The sequence below is a fragment of the Paenibacillus sp. FSL R7-0302 genome (genome assembly GCF_038006885.1).
GTDB lineage: Bacteria > Bacillota > Bacilli > Paenibacillales > Paenibacillaceae > Paenibacillus_AQ.
Genome location: NZ_JBBOWB010000001.1, coordinates 2,163,729 through 2,183,052 on the forward strand (window position 1 = coordinate 2,163,729; position 19,324 = coordinate 2,183,052).

Below are 19,324 nucleotides of genomic sequence, written 5' to 3' on the forward strand. Positions count from 1 at the left end.
GTTTACGAGACTGTTACTCACACGAAAGGAGCAGATCCTATGATCTATGTCACTGGTGACATTCACGGTTCGATCAGCGTGGCCAGCCGCTTTAACTCCAGGAACTTCCCCGAAGGCAGGACGCTGACGAAGCAGGATTACGTTATTATTGTCGGCGATTTCGGCTTGTTGTGGGCAGATGATGCGGAGGATCGCTTTTGGCTAAAATGGCTGACTGAGAAACCATGGACCACCCTGTTCATTGATGGGAATCATGAGAACTTTGATCTGCTTGAATCCTATCCCGTATCCGAATGGAACGGCGGTCGGGTGCATCACATTACTCCTAGTATCATTCATTTAATGCGCGGCCAAGTCTTTGAGATTGAAGGCAAGAGCTTTTTCACCTTTGGCGGGGCGGCTTCACATGACAAGGAGTACAGGAAGGCTGGTGTATCCTGGTGGGAACGCGAAATGCCAAGCCTGGAAGAATACCAGGAAGGCATCCGCAATCTGGAAAAGAACCAGTGGAGAGTGGACTATGTATTGACCCACACTTGCTCCTATGATGCTCTTCAGTGGATCAAAGGGCGCTATAATACGAATGTGGAAGCAGATCCCATGCATATATATTTCAACGAAATTAAGTTCAAACTGGACTATGGGAAATGGTTCTTTGGGCATTTTCATCATAATGCAGAGCTGCCGGAGGAGCAGGTGTTGCTGTATGAGGATAGGGTGAGGATTGTGTAACAGAGTATAACGAAAGAGATGAAGTCTAAGCTTCGCCATACTTCCGCCATGTTCTGGTTCCATCTACTCTGCCATAATACGGTAATAGAACAGAGGATGGTTTTACACCAGCCCTAAGGAGGAATTGGCATGTTTCATAAAACGGTGACGCTGCAGCCTTTTGCAGATATTTCGATGTATACTAAAGGGTTCAAGATCGTCTCGGCTCAATTAGGTGGAGATGGCTGCGTATATGTCCTGCTGATTAACCAGATCCCGGAACGGAAACGAGGAATGTTCGTCCAACCGGCTTTGAAGCAACCGCATACCTACAAGGTTCTGATGGTAGAAAGTCAACATTATATCGATGAGATTACATTTCCGGATCAGCATTTCAATTATCATTATGTTCAGCCGCTTCGCAGACATCTGCTGCTGGTTGGAGCACGCTGCTCGTATTATGGTGCAGGTAAATATGATCTGAACGCCAAAGTGTGTGACTATACAGGACGTACCGTCCGTGAGTTCCTGCTTGGAGACGGGATTCAGAATGTTCAAGTGACGGAGAAAGGCACCATCTGGACCAGTTATTTTGACGAAGGCGTGTTCGGGAATAACGGGTGGGATCAGCCTGTCGGTGAACACGGCCTTGTGGCCTGGGATGAGCATGGGAACAAGTTATACGAAGATCATGTATCTAATATTGCTGATTGTTACGCTTTGAATGTTGTCCGTGAAGAGCAGGTCTGGTTTTATTATTATACAGACTTTCTGCTCGGCTGCATCTCAGGCGGACCCGGTCAGCCCAAGGTTACGTTTGTGAATCCTGAGATTTCCGGTTCGGCCGGGTTCTGCACGGATGGTTGTCACTTCTTGTTCGATGGCGGTTACGGCAAACACGGAGACTATTATCTCAAAAAACTTGAACAATCAAGCTTGACCAAAGGGCATAAGATACGGTTCCTGAATGAAAAATCCGAGCCGCTTGTACCCGTGACGCAAGATTTTCGGGAAGACCGCGTGCTGTTCTGTGCAGATGATACGTTGTATCAGGTATCGGTTAGTGAGTTGCTCTGATGGTGCGGGTACCTTATAGGGGCTGTAACGGGTAGAGAAAGAGTGACTTGTTATAGCCCTTTTTCCTGAGGTAAGCAGCACCGGCTTGTCTAAATAATGGATAGGAGTGCGATGTGACAAATATACTATATTATGGTAGGGTTATTGCATTGTGCGGAAATTACAATTTCGAGAGAGGATTATGTGAAATAATTCATGTAGAATGAGGTGAATGATATGACGATGCTGCCTGTTATCGTATTTATCCTAGTATTTGTTCCTTCCATTATAATCATCGTGAGGATGCCTTATTTCTCAAAAGAGACGATTAGTTTCGGTGTCACTGTCAGCGCTGAACAATTCCACAGTGAGCCATTGCGCCAGATGCGGAGGTCATATGCTAGAATTAGTGCTATTTTACATACCATCCTATTCATTGTTGGCATTCTATGCCTAATCTACAGTGATGAACATTCGAAGCAAGTCAGTTGGATCATTATCTCCTATACACTCGCCATGCTCGTAATCTCCCTGGTTATTAACTTTAGGTATCATTTGAAAATGAAAAGCGTACTGCCGACGCTGCCTGCTGCTCCCGAATCATCGGTCATGGAACCTGGATTGCGGAACGGAAATGTTGGCCTGCCCAGTCATTGGTTCCTCATTCATGCTGTTATTATTGTGGTTAGTATTGTAACAGTGCTGCGTAACTACGATCTGATTCCTGACCAGCTTCCCGTCCATTTCAACGGCAGTTGGACCGTAGACCGCTATGTAGATAAATCTTATAGTATCGTGTTTATACCTGCGATCATGCAGGTCTTAGGAACCTTTCTGTTCATATTTGAGTATTGGAGTATCCGCAGAGGGAAGAAGCAGTTTAGAGAAGACGAAACTTACCGCCGTGCCTGGTCGAATTTTATGATTACAGCAAGCTTCTTGTTCGTTATCCTGTTATCCGTAGTACAGCTAAATATGATGTCTCTGCTTAATATTAATTTTGTTATCCCAGTTGTCCTAAGCATAATTGCCTTTATCATCCTATATGCCTGCGCCTTAACGTACTGGGCTGGTCAGCGCGAAAGCCGAAACCCCTGAGCAGATGGTTGAGCGCTGGATCAGCCACACCTCAAATTCTGAGTGCCGCTGATCCAACGCGCTACATCGCAACGAAGCCACTTTTACATATACCCTACTTTATTTCCTCAAAAACAATCTTCAATCCGCCTACCGCTTCTTCACCGGCACCCATACTTCGACTTCGGCATCCATAGGATTACCATTGGTGAGTACCTCCGCGATCGGGTGTCCGGTATACACATACTCATAGTTATCGTTCAGGATATCACCGAATGCCTCGTCCTCCAGCCGGTCAAATGCGAGACGCGACAACCCGCCCTGGCCTGACAACACCAAATACTCTCCTCCCGGAAAAAGCACTTCACCCGCAGCCTCCGGCTGGGGCCTCGACGACTGAACGCCTGCAATATACAGGATCTTTCCATCCTCCTGGGCAATCGCGGCGAAGCCGTAGGGACTCTCAGACAAGGGACGCAGGGCGGACATGGAGCCGCTCTCCAGCGTGCTTTTGAAAAAAGCCGTTTTGAGCGGAGAATACGCCGGATCGTGCACCGTTCCACCTTCACTTATAGCCGTCTTGTACCCGATGATGCGGAATGCTGCTTTCGTTTCAATTCTGGTCGAAATCATGACAATGTACCTCCTGGATCGTGGGATTGGTGTATTCCAAGCAAGCATAATCTACCAACTGTGACATCTGTATGGCATACTTGATTTGAGGTGGTCATGATGAAAATGGATCGTTTGATTGCGCTCATTATGATCCTGCTGGAGCATGAGCAGATTAGTGCGCGCGAGTTAGCGGAGCGGCTCGAAGTCAGCAAACGAACGATTTACCGGGATATTGATACGCTGAATAGAGCCGGCCTGCCCATCTATACGCTCATGGGAGCATGGGGCGGTGTCGGGCTGATGAAATCCTACAAAGTGGGCAAAACCCTGTTCACCCCGCAAGAAATTCAAAACCTGCAGAATGGATTGCACAGCTACAAGCAGCTTTTTGGAAGAAGGGAACTGGTGTATGCAGCAGAGAAGCTGAACGCTCTATACCCGGACAACGCAGAGCGTCAGCCGAATGCGCCGTTCGTCATGGATCTGTCCTTGAATCAAGGAAACGAGTCGCTGCGCAGCCTGTTCGGGATGATGGAGACGGCGATGATGGAGCATTGTGTGCTCACTTTTGCGTATACGGATGCGCGGGGGCAGATCAGTGAACGGCGGGTGGAGCCGTATCAGGTGGTTTTCAAGGAGAGTAGCTGGTACTTGCAAGCCTATTGTCTGGATAAGCAGGACTACCGGATCTTCAAGCTGGCCAGAATGAGCGGTCTCCAGGTGACGAAGGAGCAGTTCGTTCCAAAAGCGTTCACCCCTCTCCCGATGGACGGCGGCGATTGGCTGAACCAGGGCTGGGTGGACGTGACAATCCGGCTGGAACGCTCCGTTATGGATCGGGTAATCGAACGCTTCGGTGCTGACCATATCCTGCGGGTGGATGAACACCACTGCTGGGCCAAGTATCCCATTATTGCGAATGACTATGGCTACGACCGGCTGCTTGCTTTTGGAGATAAGTGTGAAGTGCTGGGGCCTCCCGAGATCCGCAGCGGGTTCAAGGAATATGTGCGGGGGATTATGAGGAAGTATGAGGGGGATTAGTGATGTAGATTGGTGAGTGTGGCGGGATGGATGAGCTTTTGGCAAATGAAGGTGAATTGAACTGGAGGGTGAGGGCCATGGGGAACACTGGGATGGCAGAGAAAAAGGTTGGAGCCAGCGATTATCTGTCTTTAGCATTGTATGCGTTTGCAGGGTTTGGGCTGGAAGTGGTATTGTTGATGGTATTACCTTTGATCTTAGGAGTTAAAAGCTCTGAATATACGCTGCTTCATCAATGTATACACTGGGGAATTACCTGCTTGCTGTGGGGAAGTATGGCCCTATTCCTGATCAGGCTCTCCAAGCGCAAATATGATTTTGACATGATGAAGTTAAATGCGGAGCCAAAAGCCAGGGGATGGCTACTCGCGATTGTGGTTTCGGTGATCGCCATTGCAGCGACAACTATAGTATGGGAGGGCTTTAAGCCGGTTCAGGAGTACAAGGATGCGGTGAGATTCGTTTTTCAGAATGTTTATTACTTGTTTGAAGCTGCGCTAATCCTGCTGACGATTGCGTTTGGTCAAAAGTTCGGTGAAACCCTCTTCAAAAGAGACGGTCTGCCCTATGGCGGGATGTTCCTCGCACTCACCTGGGGCCTGATCCATATTCTGCTTCAAGGCGGGGCGACAGGGATTTATGCGTTCTTTATGTCCATTTTATATGGAACGATATACATAATGTTGAGAAAGAATGTGCGGTATTCTTATGTGTTGATTGCGGTTGTGTTTATTTTGTGAGGCAGGATTGGGGAGGGGCTAGGGTGAATGAAATGAAGTATTCTATTTGGATTGAAGCTGAAGAATGGGTGGAAGGACAATGGAACATAGATGACGATAACACGGATGCCATAGTAACTTTTGAAGATGGTTCCAGGTGGGTGGCTTCATTTTTTACATACAGGAACATACAGACGCTGGCTGACAAGAATAAACAGACGGGTGAGTGCTTGCACGGCAAGTATTTGTGGGGAAGTGACATGGTGCTTGTGGATGAGTGCAGCCGTAAGCGGATTGAAGAGGTGGTTTCACATTTAATAATGAGTGGTGAGTTTGAAGTGGTGTTTAGCAGGTGTGAAGAGGAGCATATTGATCTGGCTTAATAGTTGGGAGGAACTCAGATGGCATCAGAGCATTCCCAGTTCTGCTTCGCCGACTGTATGGGGATTCAATTAAAAGCTGAAGTAGAGAGACAGTTAATTAAGGATTTGAAGTGGTATGGACTCATCCAGGATGATTATAGATTTGATTGGTCTGATTGTTGTATAGAAGGACATCGAACCAAGTATTTAGATGGTGAAGTAGAAAACTTCTCAAACATCATGGTTTTTAATGCTAATCAAGAATTAGTTGCTGATGGGTGGATGGAGTTTATACATGAAGATGGTTTATTTATTGTTTACTGGGATTTCCTTAGCGGGTATCTGGAGGGGCAGGAAAAAGTGTTAAAAAAAGATTTCGGATTACCAATGCATATTTATAATCAACTGCCTGATTCTATCAAATTGAAATATAACAATGAGCTGATGTTATGATGTTTGAGTTTCGAAGAAAGGATCATGAAGTTAATGTCTGAAATGCACAATGATTTGATTGTGGTATCGGAGGAAAAGCGCCCAACATTTGAGATTAAGTATGAGGTGTTTGAAGATCAGATAGAGGAACTGAGAACGGTGGATACAGCGACATTTGATAAAGAGTGGCACCAGATCTATGGGGCATTTACTCTGGTTATAGGCGGTCATGAGTTCATCTCTTATCCTACTTCCAATATGCCTTTAACCGTTAAGCACACTTTTTCTGAACTCATTCTGACTCATTTGGATCTGCTTGTCGATGGCTGCAACTCCTTAAGTATGCATAAGTACATAGCCTTAAAATATGTTGAAAATAGCTGGACCTGGTTAGAGATAGAAGTGGAGAATGAGATTTTAATCTTAAGCGAGAAGAACGGTGAAATACCTTATAGATATTTAATTCATATGGACAAAAGATTACTAGAAAATGTACCTTACGGGTCATTTGCAAATATTAGAATACCTAAAAGTGATTTTGTAAATGAGGTAAGAGCTAAAATCATTGAATTCATTAAGGAAATTGAAGCGATAAACGGTGAGATTATAAAATCTGTTTATTTTTCAAAGTTATTGGCATTTATCAGAACAAAGGAGGCATAACATGCTACCGTCACTTGCGTTTCTAAAACATCAATTAGAGGGAGTTCTACGTAATAAATTTGCACAGGGGCACCAGACCTCCGGTTATTTAGCCCGATTGGAACAGCTTCCCGCAAGCTATGATGCTTATCTGGAATTCGCCCATAGCATGGCTGATCTTCCAATGCGGGACAATTGGCCTTACTATGAGCCGAATGAATTGGAGGAGATATGGTGGGAATGCGATCAGGACAGACCTCTTGGGCAGATGGGAGTCTTGAATCTGAAGGACAGCGCCAAGCGTGTAGAGGCAGGCTTCCTCGCTTCAGTCTGTGGTTCAATGCTGGGCAAGCCGATCGAGGTCAATCCCAGTTTGTCGGAGTTACGTCAAGCGTTAACCGCTGTAGGGGAATGGCCGTTGAATGATTATATTTCGGAAAAAGCTCTCCATGCGTTGGATCGCCGTCATTGGTCCTGGTTCGAGACGACGCGGGGGCGTATTCGCTATGTGGCACCTGACGATGATATCAACTACACCTTAATGGGAATGATGGCGTTGGAGCAATTTGGCAAGGGTTTTACGAAAAGGAATTTAAGAGACCTATGGATAAATCATCTTCCGATAAGTACAACCTGGGGCCCGGAAAGGGCCATCCTGGTCCGGTCGGGGATTAGCTATTTGGAGCATGACCGGGAACTATTCAATCATTCTGAAATTGAGGCCTGGCCCGACTTCCTGGTGCAAGATACAGAATTATGCGGGGCAGCGATTCGTGCAGATGCTTACGGTTATGCCTGTCCCGGTCAACCTGCTCTTGCGGCTGAGCTGGCTTGGCGTGATGCCAGTTTTACACATCGCCGGACAGGGATTTATGCCACGATGTTCATTGCCGCCGCAATAGCTGCCGCACACGTACTGCGCGATCCCCTTGAAATCATAAGTACTGCACTGCAATTTGTCCCTAGAAGGAGCCGATTCTATGAGATTACTGCGGATTGCCTGCAGATCGTAGCGAATGCAGATAACTGGCTGGAGGCTTATCAGGGCATTCATCAGAAGTACGCGAATCATTCCCACTGTCAGGTGTACCAGGAAATCGGCACCTTGATAAATACCTTTCGATTTGCTGAGAATGCCGGAGACGGAATATGCAAGCAGGTCATGCAAGGCAACGATACCGACAGCTTCGGAGCAACAGCAGGCTCGCTGCTCGGGGTGTATTTCGGCCCGGACAGCTTGGATGCGAGATGGCTTGAGCCTTTCCAGGACCGGATTCATACGGGCTTATCTAATTTTCATGAGCAACAACTATCCAGCTTGGCTGAGCGCGTAGGACGTTTGCCAGAGCTGTTGCACACAGGTAAGCATCGAATTCAACCTAGCGAGCTGTATGTGAATGAGAATTTGGGAATTTGAATTGTTTTGGGGGATGGGGGAGTGGGAATGCAGGAAGTACTTAAGGATGTTATAAAAGAGGCCATTGCTCCTTTGTTTAAAAAAAGAAGGGTTTATGAGGCGGGGCAATAATTTTGCACGCATTACACCTAACTTCTCGGTGACAGCGAACATTCAGGCATCCAAGTGGAACACACAAGATGAGATTGAATTCTGTTTCAATACTGGAATCTATATGGAGGAATTATTCGGAAAAGTTTTTTTATACCCGAAACCAGCTTTTCCAACAGTCGTGAGTTCAGTTCTGCAGATTCGCGGTACTGAGCTAACGAACAACGATAATTGGTATAAGTTGACCCCTGATCCGAGCGTTGAGGAACATAAACGAAGAATAACGAAAGACATTTCAGAGTATATACTTCCTCACCTGCAGCAGTTTGAAAAGGTTAAAGATGTCATTCGGGTAATGGAGCTAAGGGAGAAAGCTGGAACATACGAGAACCCGCATCACTTAACTGCACTCTATCGCTTAACAGGTGATATGGAACAAGCACAGGCACGTATGACCAGAGTGTATAATGAATTGCAACTGGAGTCACAAAAAGAATTCTCCGCAGGATTGGCTTTGCGGTTAGGGCTGGAAGTGTAAAACATGTGTTGATATGAACAATGCTAATCGCGTAATTTATATTCCCGCCATGCCTTTTCATAATCTTGGCTTTTTATGAAGTAACGGTCCTCGAAGACAGTGCTTTTGTAGATTTTAAGACCAAGTTGAATTCCATCTTCCTCATCAGTTACGTTTCCCGTATCAACTAGTGTGGTCTCATCCATACTGTCATAAGTAGTGGTGTAGTAGTATTTGTTTCCACCAATTGTGAGCCAAGTGACGGGATCGCTATTGGACATATTATTGTTGCTTGTAACCTTGTCATTTGAGCATCCTAATAAAAGAAAGAAAACAGATATAATAAACAGAAGTTTCTTCATTTCATTAAGTCCTCCGGAGTTTTTCGTAAGCGCTATAAACTTAGTTTATGGCGCTTACGAAAATTAGTTTAACTTTTGGGATAAGGTTTCTTTTGGTTTGTTCGGTTAAGTAAATAGTCAGTACTCGTCATATGAAAGTCTGCCAGCTTGATGAGAATAGCAGTGGGGATATCAACATCACCGCGTTCATAATTACTATAAATTCGCTGGCTGCATTGCAAATACTCCGCCATTTGAGTTTGCGTCAAATCCTTATCTTCGCGTAAATCCCGGATACGTTGATACACATTTGAACACCTCCAACGCAAGTATATCTTAGCGAATTATTCGCTAGTTTGGACTTTTGAAACATCTTATAAACAAAACATGACAATAGAGTAAAAAATATACCACTGACAAATAGATTTATGCTATCCTTCATGAGAAGGAATACCCAATTATATAGGGAGGAGAGTATCTGGAAATTAGTGATACATTTGGCTTGAAAGCAGCTCATCTTGTTTCCCCGAATAGAAAAAGTGAAGTGATAAGAAGTACTTTGAAGGGACGATTATTTATGAGGAAAGTAATAGGATTGCTTATTTTTTGCATGATATTTATTAGTTTTTCAGAGATGGGAATTTCAGAAGCCAGCCCAAAATTAAAATATTTAACCAAGGAACAGAGTACCGTACCTCCAGTAACGCTTTATGATAGTTCTGGAGAGAAGACAAACACATCGTTGAATTTTCTGACCAACGGTACATATGAATGGAAATGGACGATTCGCAGTGCACACCAATTTAGCTTTGATAAATTTTCGGACAATATGGTTTATTATAAGGACTTTAATGACATTTATACAGCAGTTGATGGAGAGGGAAAGAGAAACTGGATGTTTTTTGACGAACGGGCAAATATATCTCGCACTGCGAAGGGGACGCTTATTTCTACATTTTATGATCAAACAAGCACCCTTCAGATTATAGATGAAGAACCAAGAACTATTACTCAGCATGGATATATAAAAATATACAATTCAGATGAAACAGTTCGGGCAATTCTAAACTTTGTAAAACCTAATAGTCCTTTCTCAGAAATTTATTGGTTGGATAATAATGAGAATATAATTGTATTGGAACAAACGGGAATAGTTTCTTACAATAAAACTGGACAGAAAAATTGGACCTATGGAATAGATATTTTGGTTTCGGAGGATCGTCTTTTTGGCACCACAACAAATGTAAACGATATTTATTTTGCTGATTTAAACGGGTATCTCATTGTTGAAATAGGCAATAAGAAGATTATATTGGATGATCAAGGCAAACCGGTTAATAGCGAGAAAATAGCGGGGAATTTACAAAGCTCATTCACAAATAATGATGATACCAATCAATGGAAAGGTGGCTCTTATGAAGCTGGTGAAGGTGCAATTCTCATCGCAAAAAATTTATCGGGAAAAATAAAATGGAGCTATAAATTGAGGAAATATGGACCACCTGAAAATATTGTTGCGAATTCTAAAGGACATGTGTTTTTTTCGGATGTTAACGGTAATATTTATGGATTAGATGAGATGGGAAATGAGATGTTCTGTTTATTACGTAATAATTCAGGGCTGACCCTCACTGAATTACTTGTGGACAATGAGGGCGATTTAATCGGAATCACAGATAATATAGGTATTTTTAAAATAGGTTTGCGGAAAGCTTCAATGCGTATTAATGGAGAGTTATTCAAGCTCACTAACCCGCCTATTGTGAAAAGTGGAGTTGTATTGGTACCCTATCGCAATGTACTTGAAAGATTGGGGTTCAAAGTAGTAGAGAACCAGAAAACACTCGAAATCACCGGGAAAATGGAAAGTAAGGAAATTCGGTTTAAGCCAGGAGATACCACTGTATATCTTAATGGTAAACAACGGAGACCTGCTGTTGGTGCTGAGAGTCACAATGGAACCACTTATATCCCACTTCAACTCGTTGCTGAAGTATCAGGGTTGGAAATAGAATGGGACCCAAGTATAAAAGAAGCGCGATTAGGCACAGCAGCTAGTCTTGCACAAAACGCAGTTGAACGATTCTTGCTTCAAGTTGAACAGGGGGATGAGATAAAGATAAAGAATTCCTTAGTTACAAGTAATAATTTGAATTTGAAAGTTGCAAAACTTCTTGGAACTCATCACAGTTTCAAACAAATATATGATCTAAAATCAATCTCTGTTAAAGCCGTTAGTAAAGATGAAATGATTGTGGAAACTGTGCAACGAAATCAACAATATTTGCAAGAGAATCAAGCCATACTTGATAAAGTAATGACAAATCATTTTACAATTAATCGGATGAAAGACGGTCAATGGAAGATCAGTGACTTCGATTTATAGGTTTATGTCGATGTAGTCCGAAACCCTAATGGCCAAGAATTTCCGGATCATTAATAAATACTTCTCGTTGTTTGTAGTCTTTTTTATATCCTGAGCCCTCCCCCACCAAATTGGGTAAACTAACCCTATACGTACTTTACCCAAATCATCCGAAATGAGGGGAAGCCTGGTGACGACTCATAATACACCCAATAGATTAGCGAACGAAAAATCGCCCTACCTGCTGCAACACGCCCACAACCCTGTGGATTGGTATCCATGGGGAGAGGAGGCTTTCTCCAAGGCGCAGGCGGATAACAAGCCGATCTTCTTATCTGTCGGCTATTCGACGTGCCATTGGTGCCACGTAATGGAACGAGAATCCTTCGAGGATACCGAAGTCGCCCAGCTCCTCAACAATCACTACGTAGCCATCAAAGTAGACCGCGAGGAGCGGCCGGATATCGATGCGCTGTATATGTCGGTGTGTCAGGCGCTGACGGGGAGCGGGGGATGGCCGCTGACGGTGCTGCTGACGCCGGAGAAGAAGCCGTTCTATGCCGGGACGTACTTTCCGAAGCGGCAGATGTTCGGGCGGATCGGGCTGATGGATGTGCTGGAGCAGATTCATGCGAAGTGGGAACAGGACGGCGAAGCGCTGGATAAGCTGGGCGACGACCTGCTAGCGGAGCTGCATACGCTTGACCGCAAGAATGCGTACAATCCTGAAGCTGCGGGCGGTATTCCCGGCGCAGAGCTGCTGCATGAGGCCTATGAGCTGTACCGGCGGCAGTTCGATGAGGAGTACGGCGGGTTCGGCAATGCGCCGAAGTTCCCTTCGCCGCATAATTTGTCCTTCCTGCTGGCGTACAGCCAGCTGCATGATCAGCCGGAAGCGCTGCGGATGGTGGAGCATACGCTGGAGTCGATGTACAAGGGCGGCATGTATGATCATGTCGGCTTCGGCTTCGCTCGTTATTCAACAGACCGGGAGTGGCTTGTGCCGCATTTTGAGAAAATGCTCTACGATAACGCTCTCCTCGCGAATGTCTATCTGGAAGCCTTCCAGCTTACGGGGAAGCCGCTGTATGCGGAGATTGCCAAGCAGATCTTCACGTATGTGCTGCGTGATATGACTTCACCGGAAGGCGCTTTCTACTCTGCGGAGGATGCCGATTCCGAAGGGGTGGAAGGCAAGTTCTATGTCTTCTCCCGTGAGGAGATTGAGGAAGCGCTTGGGCTGGAGGATATGCATTCCTACTGCAATGTGTACGGGATTACGCCGGAGGGCAACTTCGAAGGGGAAAATATTCCGAATCTCCTTCACGGTCTGCCGGAAGAGATGGCGGAGCGTATGGGCATGAATCCGCTTGGTCTGCGGACCCGGATGGAGGAATGGCGTACGAAGCTGTTCGAGTACCGGGAGCAGCGCATTCATCCGCTTAAGGATGACAAGGTGCTGACCTCGTGGAACGGGCTGATGATTGCTGCGCTGGCCCTGGGGGCCAAAGCCCTCCAGAAGCCGGAATATGCCAAGGCCGCCGAACGTGCAGCGGACTTCATCTGGGACAAGCTGCGGCGTGAAGATGGACGGCTGCTGGCCCGTTACCGTGACGGGGAGTCGGCGATCCCGGCGTATGTGGATGATTATGCCTTCCTGATCTGGGGACTCAGCGAATTATATGAAGCTACAGGTCAAGCGGTCTATCTGGAACGGGCGCTGGTGCTTAAGGATGGGATGCTGGAGCTGTTCCTAGATACCGAAGGAGGCGGGTTCTTCTTCACCGGGCATGACGGGGAGAAGCTGCCGGTCCGCTCGAAGGAATTGTATGATGGAGCGATTCCGTCCGGGAATTCGGTGGCGGCGAAGCTTTTGTGGAAGCTGTCGGTTATTACCCAGGATATGGAGTTAAAAGAGATTGCGGAGCGCACCGCTGCGGTGCTTGCTTCCGCTGCTTCGGAGTATCCGCCGGGGTATGCGATGTATTTGCAGGCCCATCTGGGGATGGTCTCTGGCGGCAGAGAATGGGTCCTCTCCGGCAAAAAAGAAGATCCCGCGCTGCACGCCATGCTCGCTCAGGTCCAGCAGACTTACCTGCCGGATGCGGCGCTCATCGTGAACTGGGAAGGGGACGGAGGAGAGATGCTCCGCCTGCTGCCGCATCTGGCTGATAAACCGGCCATCCGGGGCGAAGCGACCGCTTATGTCTGCCGTAACTTCGCCTGCCGGGCCCCGCTTACGAATAAGGAAGCGGTCCGGGAGCTGCTGGCTTCCGGCAGCCGTGAGGAGTAGTTCATATACGAAGAGCAGCCCGGAGTCCGGGCTGCTCTTTGCCATACCTTATTGGACGAAGGGCGCATAGGAAGAATCCGCAGGTATCGCCTGAGCGGCTCTAACCATGTATTCACTCATGTCTGAGAGGACCCGTTTGCCCGGCCAATGGTCCGGCAGCAGCTCATCCGGGAGATAGGGGTCAGCCATGAACAATCCGCTTAACTCCTCTCCCATTTGCAAATATAGCAGGAAGAGCTGTAACGGCTGCCCCGCCTGAAGGGTATCCGCCAATCGCGGAGCGAATTCTTCCTTCAGCCAGACTGATTTCTTCTGGTATAAGGCTTCAATGTCGTCCAGCTGCCAGATGGCCCGCGCTTTGAGCGGTGTAATGGTGCCTTCCTGAAATTGGCCTTGGAGGATCGACACCTTGCCTTCCAGCTCCAGCTTCTGGATCTGGGCTGCGACTTCGTCCTGATAGTTCCATGGTGAGATGTACACACTGTTATATAAAAGCCCATAACCCAGCTGCCCGAGTGCTGTGCGGAACAGATCGCGTTTCTTGCGTTCGGATTCGGGAACCTCCAGCATCACCACATCCCAGGTATGATCCCACTGCTCCTGATAACGGGCAGGCTTGCTGTTAATCGCCTTAATGTAGGCGAGGCCCTCGGCAGTGACGTTATACCAGGAGCGTGCCGGGGAAGCGATATAGCCCTCTTTTTTCAAGCGGGATAGGGCATTGCGGATATAGGTGGAGGTGTACCCCCTTTGCTCATAGATCTCGACAAACTGCTGGGCGCCCATCTGCTTCACCTTAGATAACAGAAACAGCATTGTTTTCTCAACGGACAGCAACTTCTTCACACCTCTCTTGACAGCTGGCAGGAATAGATATATCATAAAAAACAACGAACGTAATAATTTATGTTATATTCGTCAATCGCACTGCTGGATTTGGATTTAGAGCAACTTGCTGTCATTGTATCGTAAACCTTGGGTTTTTGCACGATTCATTCCTTAGTACCTATTGAAATTAATCAAGAAGAGGAGAGGATATCTATGAAAATTACCTACCACGGCCATTCCTGTGTTCAAATTGAGGTGAACGGCAAATCGCTGATTATCGACCCGTTCATTAGCGGTAATTCTGCTGCGGTGACGACAGCAGAGGATATTAAGACAGAAGCGGTGCTGCTGACGCATGCCCATATGGATCATATGCTGGATGCTGCGCCGATTGCCAAGAGCAATAACGCGCCGATTGTAGCCATCGTGGAGCTGGCCGGTTACCTTGAATCCACAGGGGCACAGACGATTGGGATGAATATCGGGGGGACGGTGGACCTGGGCTTTGCCAAGGCGACGATGATTCATGCATTCCACACCTCAAGCATTACACTAGAAGACGGACAGAGTATCTATGGCGGCACACCGGCGGGCTTTATTATTGAGGCGGACGGACACACGGTACTGCATGCAGGGGATACAGGGCTGTTCGGTGACTTGAAAATGTTCGGTGAGCTGTATGACATCGATCTCGCGATTCTGCCGATTGGCGGACATTTCACCATGGGGCCGGAGCATGCGCTTATCGCGGCGAAGTGGCTGGGTGCCCGGCAGGTGCTTCCGGTTCACTATAATACCTTCCCGCCGATCAAGCAGGATGCCGGGGCCTTCGTTCAGGCGCTGGAGGAGGCAGGAATCCGAGGCTCGGCGCTTGCATATGGAGAGACGCTGGAGCTGTAGTGCTTCTCATTCGCACACGCACCTACGCCTGCGAATCAACACAGGACTGCCCCATGAAGCTATTTCTTCTCGGGCAGTCCTGTTCTGGCTGTGCGGAAAATCTACCCGGCGAACCCCGCCAGCTCCCGGTTGAACCGGTCCCGCTCGTCATAGAATAATCCGTGGCCGCTGTTCTCAAAGGGAATAAGGACCGAATGCTTAATCCCTTGATGCTGCGCTTCGGCCAGCGGGAAGAAGCACACCTGATCATGAACCCCGTGCAGAATAAGGGTAGGCACCTGTATCCGGGGGAGATCATCGAACAACTCTTCGGCCAGCCAGGCGTTGGAGACTGCGATAGTGGACCAGCTTGCCGCCTCCAGTCCCAAGAGGAAGAACCAGTCCGAGAACGGCTGTGATACCGGCTGATAGAAGAAAATATCGCCGAAATCATGCAGCATCTTAGGGCGGTCCTTGTAGGTGGACTGGATAATCTGCTCTATAGCTTCTCTGGTCGTGCCATAAGGGAAGCCCGGCCGCTGAATCAGACTGGGGGCTGCCGAAGCGAACAGGGCCAGCTTGGAGACACCATATCCCTTGTGCCGGGCCATATACCGGATCGCTACAGCTCCGCCGGTAGAGTGCCCGCCGAGTGTAATATTGTGCAGTCCCAAGGCGCCGATCACACAGCGGATATCATCTGCGAGACGGTTGTAGTCGTAACCGCCAAGCGGTTTGTCAGACCGGCCGAAGCCTCTCATATCCATTCCAATGCAGCGGTAGCCCATGGGCACTAGCTGATTGTACTGGTATTCGAACATCTGGTGATTTGCTGGCCAGCCATGAATGAAGAGTATCGTTTTGGTGGCAAGCGGGTTAAGATCATTCACATACACCTTCACATTCGGTTCTACTCTAATCCAATGTTCCATTTCGCATCCCTCAATTCTCTGTTATTGATTTGTATAGTTGAAATATGTTATTCATTGGAATAGGGAGGATGCCTAGAATATGGTCTGAGGGATTCGGAGCAGCCTAATGAGCAGCAGATCGTTCCTTGGAGAGGGGAATTATAACTATGAATAATGTTCTGAGCGATATCCGCTGGCAAGAGCAGGGTGAAGATAGTGGAGGACTGCTGGCAAGGCTGGAAGAGGCGGCCGTAACCCCGATGAAGGGGGGACTGGAAGCGGAGGTGTGCGGCATTACACTGCCCGAAATGAAGCTTGTGCTGAAAATATGGAACCGCGAGTCCCGGCCGGATGTCTCTATTCAGTATCAGGTGCTGGAGCAGATGCTCCGGCAGGGCTGCGCAGTCTCACGGCCGTATGCCTGGGGCTTGGACTCGGAGGATCATCAGGTGCTGTTAACCAGCTTCGATGGTATACCAGTCAAGAAGGTAAATGCCGCCAGCCTTACAGCCATAGCCGCTAATCTGCTTGATGTACATAAGCTGGAGATCGATTCATCCAGCGGCTTGAAGGTACCGCGTTATGATTTCGCAGATTACTTCTTCCCTGCCTGGGCGGAGCAGCCGGAGATCCGAACGCTGGCGCTGGAGCTGGCGGAGCGGGCAGAGCTTACCGCACACCAGCTGATTCATGGTGATTATCATCTGGGCAATATTCTGGAGGCTGCGGGGGCATTTACCATTATCGATTGGACGAATGTTCAGCTTGGCGATCCAAGGTATGATATAGCGTGGTCTATACTGCTCTTCCGGGTATACGCCGGGGAGCGGTTCGCTGGCGTATACCGGTCGGCCTTTATCGACCAAAGCAGCTACAGCCCGGCTGAGCTGGAGCGATTCGAGGCACTGGCTGCCCTGCGCTGGCTTCAGCTGCACCGGACAACGGGTGTCCCGGTTCAGCGGAACACGCTGAAGGTAATCCGGACGCTAATGCGTGAGAACCGGTACGTGCCGGATAGTCTGACTGAATCCTTGTAGCGGGATACCCCGCTTGGATGGTACCAGTTCTAACAAGCTCACCGTTCTCCGGCCGACTAGTGCAAGCAGAAACGGCTACGCCATCCTCTTAAGGACGGCGTAGCCGTTTGTGCCTGCATGATAAGCAAGGTTGTGGGGGAATTGTGCTTCCATAGAATGCGAAGCATGTCAGTTGTTAAGCTGCTTAATTCTTACGCTCCGGGTTCTGCGGCTTCACGCGGGCGGGCCGGGTGACCCAGTTGCTGCGGTTCATCGGCTTGACGGTATCAATCCGCTCGTTAATTACCTCGGCGCTGTGGTCCTCTGACGCAGCGGTCTCGGCCACACCCTCGGATTCTGCGGCAGCCGGTGCTTTCTTGGACAGACCGGCGCCATTATGCTTGCCCCGGTTCCATACTCTGTTCTTGCTCATCTTAATACACTCCATTTCTGTAACCATATGCTTCAACCATAACATAAATAGGACTAAGCACAAAACTCCGATTTTGACAAGTTATAAATTGTACTATTGATCTCCGGAAAGGGTAACTATAATGGTATAGAATTGAAAGGAGAGCATTCTGATGCCCATCAAGATAATTACGGATAGCGGTTCGGATCTACCCCCTGAATACACGAAGCAGTATGACATCTCCATTGTTCATTTGCCGGTTCATTTCGGCCATGAGCTGATGCCGGATGATATGAATGCCAAAGATTTCTATGACAAAATGCATGAATCGAAGGAGTTGCCGACGACTGCAAGCCCGAGTCCGCAGACCTTCCTGGACAGCTTCAAGCAAGTGGAAGCAGGCACTGACATTCTGGTCATCTGCATGTCCTCTAATATTAGCAGTACTTATCAGACCGCAATGATTGCCAAGGAGATGTACGAGGAAGAAGGACATCCGAATGCGATTGAAATTATAGATTCCAAGCTGTTCTCCGGCGGCTTGACCCTGATTGTCGCCATGGCGGCCAAATGGTCACTCACCGCAGCAAGTCTGGCTGAACTGAAGGGCAGAGTGCTGAAGAAGGTCGAAGAGACGACCGCGTACTTCACGCTGGACACCCTGGAGAATGTGATCAAGGGCGGACGGCTGAGCCGGATCTCCGGCGCGGTGGCTTCCGTGCTGAACATTAAGCTGCTGCTGAAGATCAGTGACGAGGGAATCGTTGAAGTAGTCGAGAAGACGCGCGGATTGCCTAAGGCGCTGACCCATTTGCTGGCTAAGCTGGACCAGAAGCAGCATGATTATGAGCAGGCGGTAATCGCGATTGTGCATAGCAATTGTGAGACACTGGCGCTGGAGATTAAGCGGCGTATTCTGGAGAAGCATCCCTTCAAGGAGGTTCTGCTGTCCACGATGGGACCTGTAATGGGAACCTATGCCGGCCAGGGCGGGATTGGCGTGGCTTTTTAAAAATATAAACGCACAGCACTTGTAGAAAAGTGAAAATTAAGCCGTATACCGGACTTTCCGGTGTACGGCTGTTTGGTCTGTGTATGCGGATCGAATGAACGGCGGGGAGCAGGCTAGGCACACCGGACTGGGCAGGTGCATAGTATGAAGCAAATCCAATTACACGGAGGTCATACACCTATGTCGACAACTTCTTCCGGCACGCAGACGCCGGTGATCTATCAGGCAGACCCGGCGGTGGTCCAGCATCTGAACGGGGTCCGCGATTCCCTTCACCAGTCCTGTAAGCCGTATCTGAATCACCAAGTGCAGGTGCAGACCCTTGACGGTCAGATGCATGAGGGCACGCTTGCCGGTATGGACAGTAAGAATATGTACCTGGTTGTAACCATAGCCACAGATATGGGCCGCGGATATTACAATCCTTATTACAAGCCCTATCCAGGTCCGGGATATCCGGGCCCGGGCTACCCATATCCCGGTACGGTGAACAGCAATGTAATTATGCCGCTGGTCTTGTTCGAGCTGCTGACGATTTCTTTGCTCTAAGCAAGGCTCATAGCCCCAGGATGTGAACAGACCGGA

Annotated in this window: 22 protein-coding genes; 16 read left to right on the forward strand and 6 right to left on the reverse strand. The window is 48.1% G+C overall.

The genetic code is table 11. The features are described 5' to 3' along the window. Window positions 1-39: 39 nt before the first annotated feature. From MKY96_RS09310 to MKY96_RS09320, 3 genes are all read left to right on the forward strand, one after another. On the forward strand, window positions 40-732 hold the full coding sequence (locus tag MKY96_RS09310) for a metallophosphoesterase family protein (protein ID WP_340940001.1): 693 nt from the start codon (window positions 40-42) through the stop codon (window positions 730-732). A gap of 129 nt (window positions 733-861) precedes the next feature. Then, on the forward strand, window positions 862-1,788 hold the full coding sequence (locus MKY96_RS09315) for a hypothetical protein (protein ID WP_340940004.1): 927 nt from the start codon (window positions 862-864) through the stop codon (window positions 1,786-1,788). Between the two features lie 216 nt (window positions 1,789-2,004). Next, window positions 2,005-2,865 (forward strand): DUF1648 domain-containing protein, encoded by an 861-nt coding sequence (locus tag MKY96_RS09320; RefSeq protein WP_340940005.1) that lies wholly within the window; start codon window positions 2,005-2,007, stop codon window positions 2,863-2,865. 129 nt (window positions 2,866-2,994) lie between these two features. Here the strand turns inward: MKY96_RS09320 and MKY96_RS09325 are convergent, their stop codons facing one another. Next, the gene (locus MKY96_RS09325) at window positions 2,995-3,477 is read right to left on the reverse strand and encodes a GyrI-like domain-containing protein (RefSeq protein WP_340940006.1); all 483 of its coding nucleotides are present in this window, start codon (window positions 3,475-3,477) and stop codon (window positions 2,995-2,997) included. Between the two features lie 105 nt (window positions 3,478-3,582). On the opposite strand from MKY96_RS09325, the gene MKY96_RS09330 reads away from it, so the two are divergent. The 7 genes from MKY96_RS09330 to MKY96_RS09360 all read left to right on the forward strand — a co-directional run bounded on the left by MKY96_RS09330 (window position 3,583) and on the right by MKY96_RS09360 (window position 8,703). Then, the gene (locus MKY96_RS09330) at window positions 3,583-4,503 is read left to right on the forward strand and encodes a helix-turn-helix transcriptional regulator (RefSeq protein ID WP_340940007.1); all 921 of its coding nucleotides are present in this window, start codon (window positions 3,583-3,585) and stop codon (window positions 4,501-4,503) included. Window positions 4,504-4,529: 26 nt separating this feature from the next. Further along, window positions 4,530-5,243, forward strand: a complete 714-nt coding sequence (locus MKY96_RS09335; RefSeq protein WP_340940008.1) for a hypothetical protein — start codon at window positions 4,530-4,532, stop codon at window positions 5,241-5,243. 32 nt (window positions 5,244-5,275) lie between these two features. Next, on the forward strand, window positions 5,276-5,605 hold the full coding sequence (locus tag MKY96_RS09340; RefSeq protein WP_340944507.1) for a hypothetical protein: 330 nt from the start codon (window positions 5,276-5,278) through the stop codon (window positions 5,603-5,605). 18 nt (window positions 5,606-5,623) lie between these two features. Then, window positions 5,624-6,037: a hypothetical protein gene (locus MKY96_RS09345; RefSeq protein ID WP_340940009.1), complete on the forward strand. Its 414-nt coding sequence runs from the start codon at window positions 5,624-5,626 to the stop codon at window positions 6,035-6,037. A gap of 3 nt (window positions 6,038-6,040) precedes the next feature. Beyond that, on the forward strand, window positions 6,041-6,679 hold the full coding sequence (locus MKY96_RS09350; protein ID WP_340940010.1) for a hypothetical protein: 639 nt from the start codon (window positions 6,041-6,043) through the stop codon (window positions 6,677-6,679). 1 nt (window position 6,680) lies between these two features. After that, entirely contained in the window at window positions 6,681-8,075 is a 1,395-nt protein-coding gene (locus MKY96_RS09355) for an ADP-ribosylglycohydrolase family protein (protein ID WP_340940012.1), read from the forward strand. A gap of 64 nt (window positions 8,076-8,139) precedes the next feature. Further along, a complete protein-coding gene (locus MKY96_RS09360; protein ID WP_340940016.1) occupies window positions 8,140-8,703 on the forward strand; it encodes a DUF4304 domain-containing protein in 564 nt (187 codons plus the stop codon). A gap of 23 nt (window positions 8,704-8,726) precedes the next feature. Here the strand turns inward: MKY96_RS09360 and MKY96_RS09365 are convergent, their stop codons facing one another. Together MKY96_RS09365 and MKY96_RS09370 are read right to left on the reverse strand one after the other, a co-directional pair. Continuing rightward, the gene (locus tag MKY96_RS09365; RefSeq protein ID WP_340940018.1) at window positions 8,727-9,044 is read right to left on the reverse strand and encodes a hypothetical protein; all 318 of its coding nucleotides are present in this window, start codon (window positions 9,042-9,044) and stop codon (window positions 8,727-8,729) included. A gap of 68 nt (window positions 9,045-9,112) precedes the next feature. Beyond that, window positions 9,113-9,331: a helix-turn-helix domain-containing protein gene (locus MKY96_RS09370; protein ID WP_076160374.1), complete on the reverse strand. Its 219-nt coding sequence runs from the start codon at window positions 9,329-9,331 to the stop codon at window positions 9,113-9,115. Between the two features lie 302 nt (window positions 9,332-9,633). Here MKY96_RS09370 and MKY96_RS09375 point away from each other — a divergent pair, with 302 nt between their 5' ends. Both MKY96_RS09375 and MKY96_RS09380 read left to right on the forward strand, forming a co-directional pair. Then, window positions 9,634-11,409: a copper amine oxidase N-terminal domain-containing protein gene (locus tag MKY96_RS09375; RefSeq protein WP_340940020.1), complete on the forward strand. Its 1,776-nt coding sequence runs from the start codon at window positions 9,634-9,636 to the stop codon at window positions 11,407-11,409. Window positions 11,410-11,578: 169 nt separating this feature from the next. Continuing rightward, the gene (locus tag MKY96_RS09380; protein WP_445671429.1) at window positions 11,579-13,681 is read left to right on the forward strand and encodes a thioredoxin domain-containing protein; all 2,103 of its coding nucleotides are present in this window, start codon (window positions 11,579-11,581) and stop codon (window positions 13,679-13,681) included. A gap of 48 nt (window positions 13,682-13,729) precedes the next feature. On the opposite strand, the gene MKY96_RS09385 is transcribed toward MKY96_RS09380, so the two are convergent. After that, window positions 13,730-14,497, reverse strand: coding sequence for a PaaX family transcriptional regulator C-terminal domain-containing protein (locus tag MKY96_RS09385; protein WP_235192109.1), 768 nt, complete (start codon window positions 14,495-14,497; stop codon window positions 13,730-13,732). A gap of 225 nt (window positions 14,498-14,722) precedes the next feature. Here MKY96_RS09385 and MKY96_RS09390 point away from each other — a divergent pair, with 225 nt between their 5' ends. Next, window positions 14,723-15,409, forward strand: coding sequence for a metal-dependent hydrolase (locus tag MKY96_RS09390; protein WP_340940022.1), 687 nt, complete (start codon window positions 14,723-14,725; stop codon window positions 15,407-15,409). 101 nt (window positions 15,410-15,510) lie between these two features. On the opposite strand, the gene MKY96_RS09395 is transcribed toward MKY96_RS09390, so the two are convergent. After that, a complete protein-coding gene (locus MKY96_RS09395; RefSeq protein WP_340940024.1) occupies window positions 15,511-16,320 on the reverse strand; it encodes an alpha/beta fold hydrolase in 810 nt (269 codons plus the stop codon). 146 nt (window positions 16,321-16,466) lie between these two features. Here MKY96_RS09395 and MKY96_RS09400 point away from each other — a divergent pair, with 146 nt between their 5' ends. Next, on the forward strand, window positions 16,467-17,336 hold the full coding sequence (locus tag MKY96_RS09400; RefSeq protein ID WP_340940025.1) for a phosphotransferase family protein: 870 nt from the start codon (window positions 16,467-16,469) through the stop codon (window positions 17,334-17,336). Window positions 17,337-17,520: 184 nt separating this feature from the next. Here the strand turns inward: MKY96_RS09400 and MKY96_RS09405 are convergent, their stop codons facing one another. Next, entirely contained in the window at window positions 17,521-17,748 is a 228-nt protein-coding gene (locus MKY96_RS09405; RefSeq protein ID WP_340940027.1) for a hypothetical protein, read from the reverse strand. A gap of 151 nt (window positions 17,749-17,899) precedes the next feature. On the opposite strand from MKY96_RS09405, the gene MKY96_RS09410 reads away from it, so the two are divergent. Beyond that, window positions 17,900-18,739: a DegV family protein gene (locus MKY96_RS09410; protein WP_340940029.1), complete on the forward strand. Its 840-nt coding sequence runs from the start codon at window positions 17,900-17,902 to the stop codon at window positions 18,737-18,739. A gap of 180 nt (window positions 18,740-18,919) precedes the next feature. Further along, window positions 18,920-19,288 carry a hypothetical protein gene (locus MKY96_RS09415; protein ID WP_340753135.1) on the forward strand — a complete coding sequence of 123 codons (369 nt, stop codon included), beginning with the start codon at window positions 18,920-18,922 and terminating at the stop codon, window positions 19,286-19,288. The last annotated feature ends 36 nt before the right edge of the window (window positions 19,289-19,324 follow it).

Coding starts and splice junctions, on each gene's coding strand:
- MKY96_RS09325 (WP_340940006.1), bottom strand. CDS start 3,477: ATGATTTCGACCAGAATTGAAACGAAAGCAGCATTCCGCATCATCGGG.
- MKY96_RS09315 (WP_340940004.1), top strand. CDS start 862: ATGTTTCATAAAACGGTGACGCTGCAGCCTTTTGCAGATATTTCGATG.
- MKY96_RS09405 (WP_340940027.1), bottom strand. CDS start 17,748: ATGAGCAAGAACAGAGTATGGAACCGGGGCAAGCATAATGGCGCCGGT.
- MKY96_RS09385 (WP_235192109.1), bottom strand. CDS start 14,497: ATGCTGTTTCTGTTATCTAAGGTGAAGCAGATGGGCGCCCAGCAGTTT.
- MKY96_RS09415 (WP_340753135.1), top strand. CDS start 18,920: ATGTCGACAACTTCTTCCGGCACGCAGACGCCGGTGATCTATCAGGCA.
- MKY96_RS09365 (WP_340940018.1), bottom strand. CDS start 9,044: ATGAAGAAACTTCTGTTTATTATATCTGTTTTCTTTCTTTTATTAGGA.
- MKY96_RS09335 (WP_340940008.1), top strand. CDS start 4,530: ATGGATGAGCTTTTGGCAAATGAAGGTGAATTGAACTGGAGGGTGAGG.
- MKY96_RS09390 (WP_340940022.1), top strand. CDS start 14,723: ATGAAAATTACCTACCACGGCCATTCCTGTGTTCAAATTGAGGTGAAC.
- MKY96_RS09340 (WP_340944507.1), top strand. CDS start 5,276: ATGAAGTATTCTATTTGGATTGAAGCTGAAGAATGGGTGGAAGGACAA.
- MKY96_RS09400 (WP_340940025.1), top strand. CDS start 16,467: ATGAATAATGTTCTGAGCGATATCCGCTGGCAAGAGCAGGGTGAAGAT.
- MKY96_RS09410 (WP_340940029.1), top strand. CDS start 17,900: ATGCCCATCAAGATAATTACGGATAGCGGTTCGGATCTACCCCCTGAA.
- MKY96_RS09355 (WP_340940012.1), top strand. CDS start 6,681: ATGCTACCGTCACTTGCGTTTCTAAAACATCAATTAGAGGGAGTTCTA.
- MKY96_RS09375 (WP_340940020.1), top strand. CDS start 9,634: ATGATATTTATTAGTTTTTCAGAGATGGGAATTTCAGAAGCCAGCCCA.
- MKY96_RS09345 (WP_340940009.1), top strand. CDS start 5,624: ATGGCATCAGAGCATTCCCAGTTCTGCTTCGCCGACTGTATGGGGATT.
- MKY96_RS09395 (WP_340940024.1), bottom strand. CDS start 16,320: ATGGAACATTGGATTAGAGTAGAACCGAATGTGAAGGTGTATGTGAAT.
- MKY96_RS09310 (WP_340940001.1), top strand. CDS start 40: ATGATCTATGTCACTGGTGACATTCACGGTTCGATCAGCGTGGCCAGC.
- MKY96_RS09320 (WP_340940005.1), top strand. CDS start 2,005: ATGACGATGCTGCCTGTTATCGTATTTATCCTAGTATTTGTTCCTTCC.
- MKY96_RS09330 (WP_340940007.1), top strand. CDS start 3,583: ATGGATCGTTTGATTGCGCTCATTATGATCCTGCTGGAGCATGAGCAG.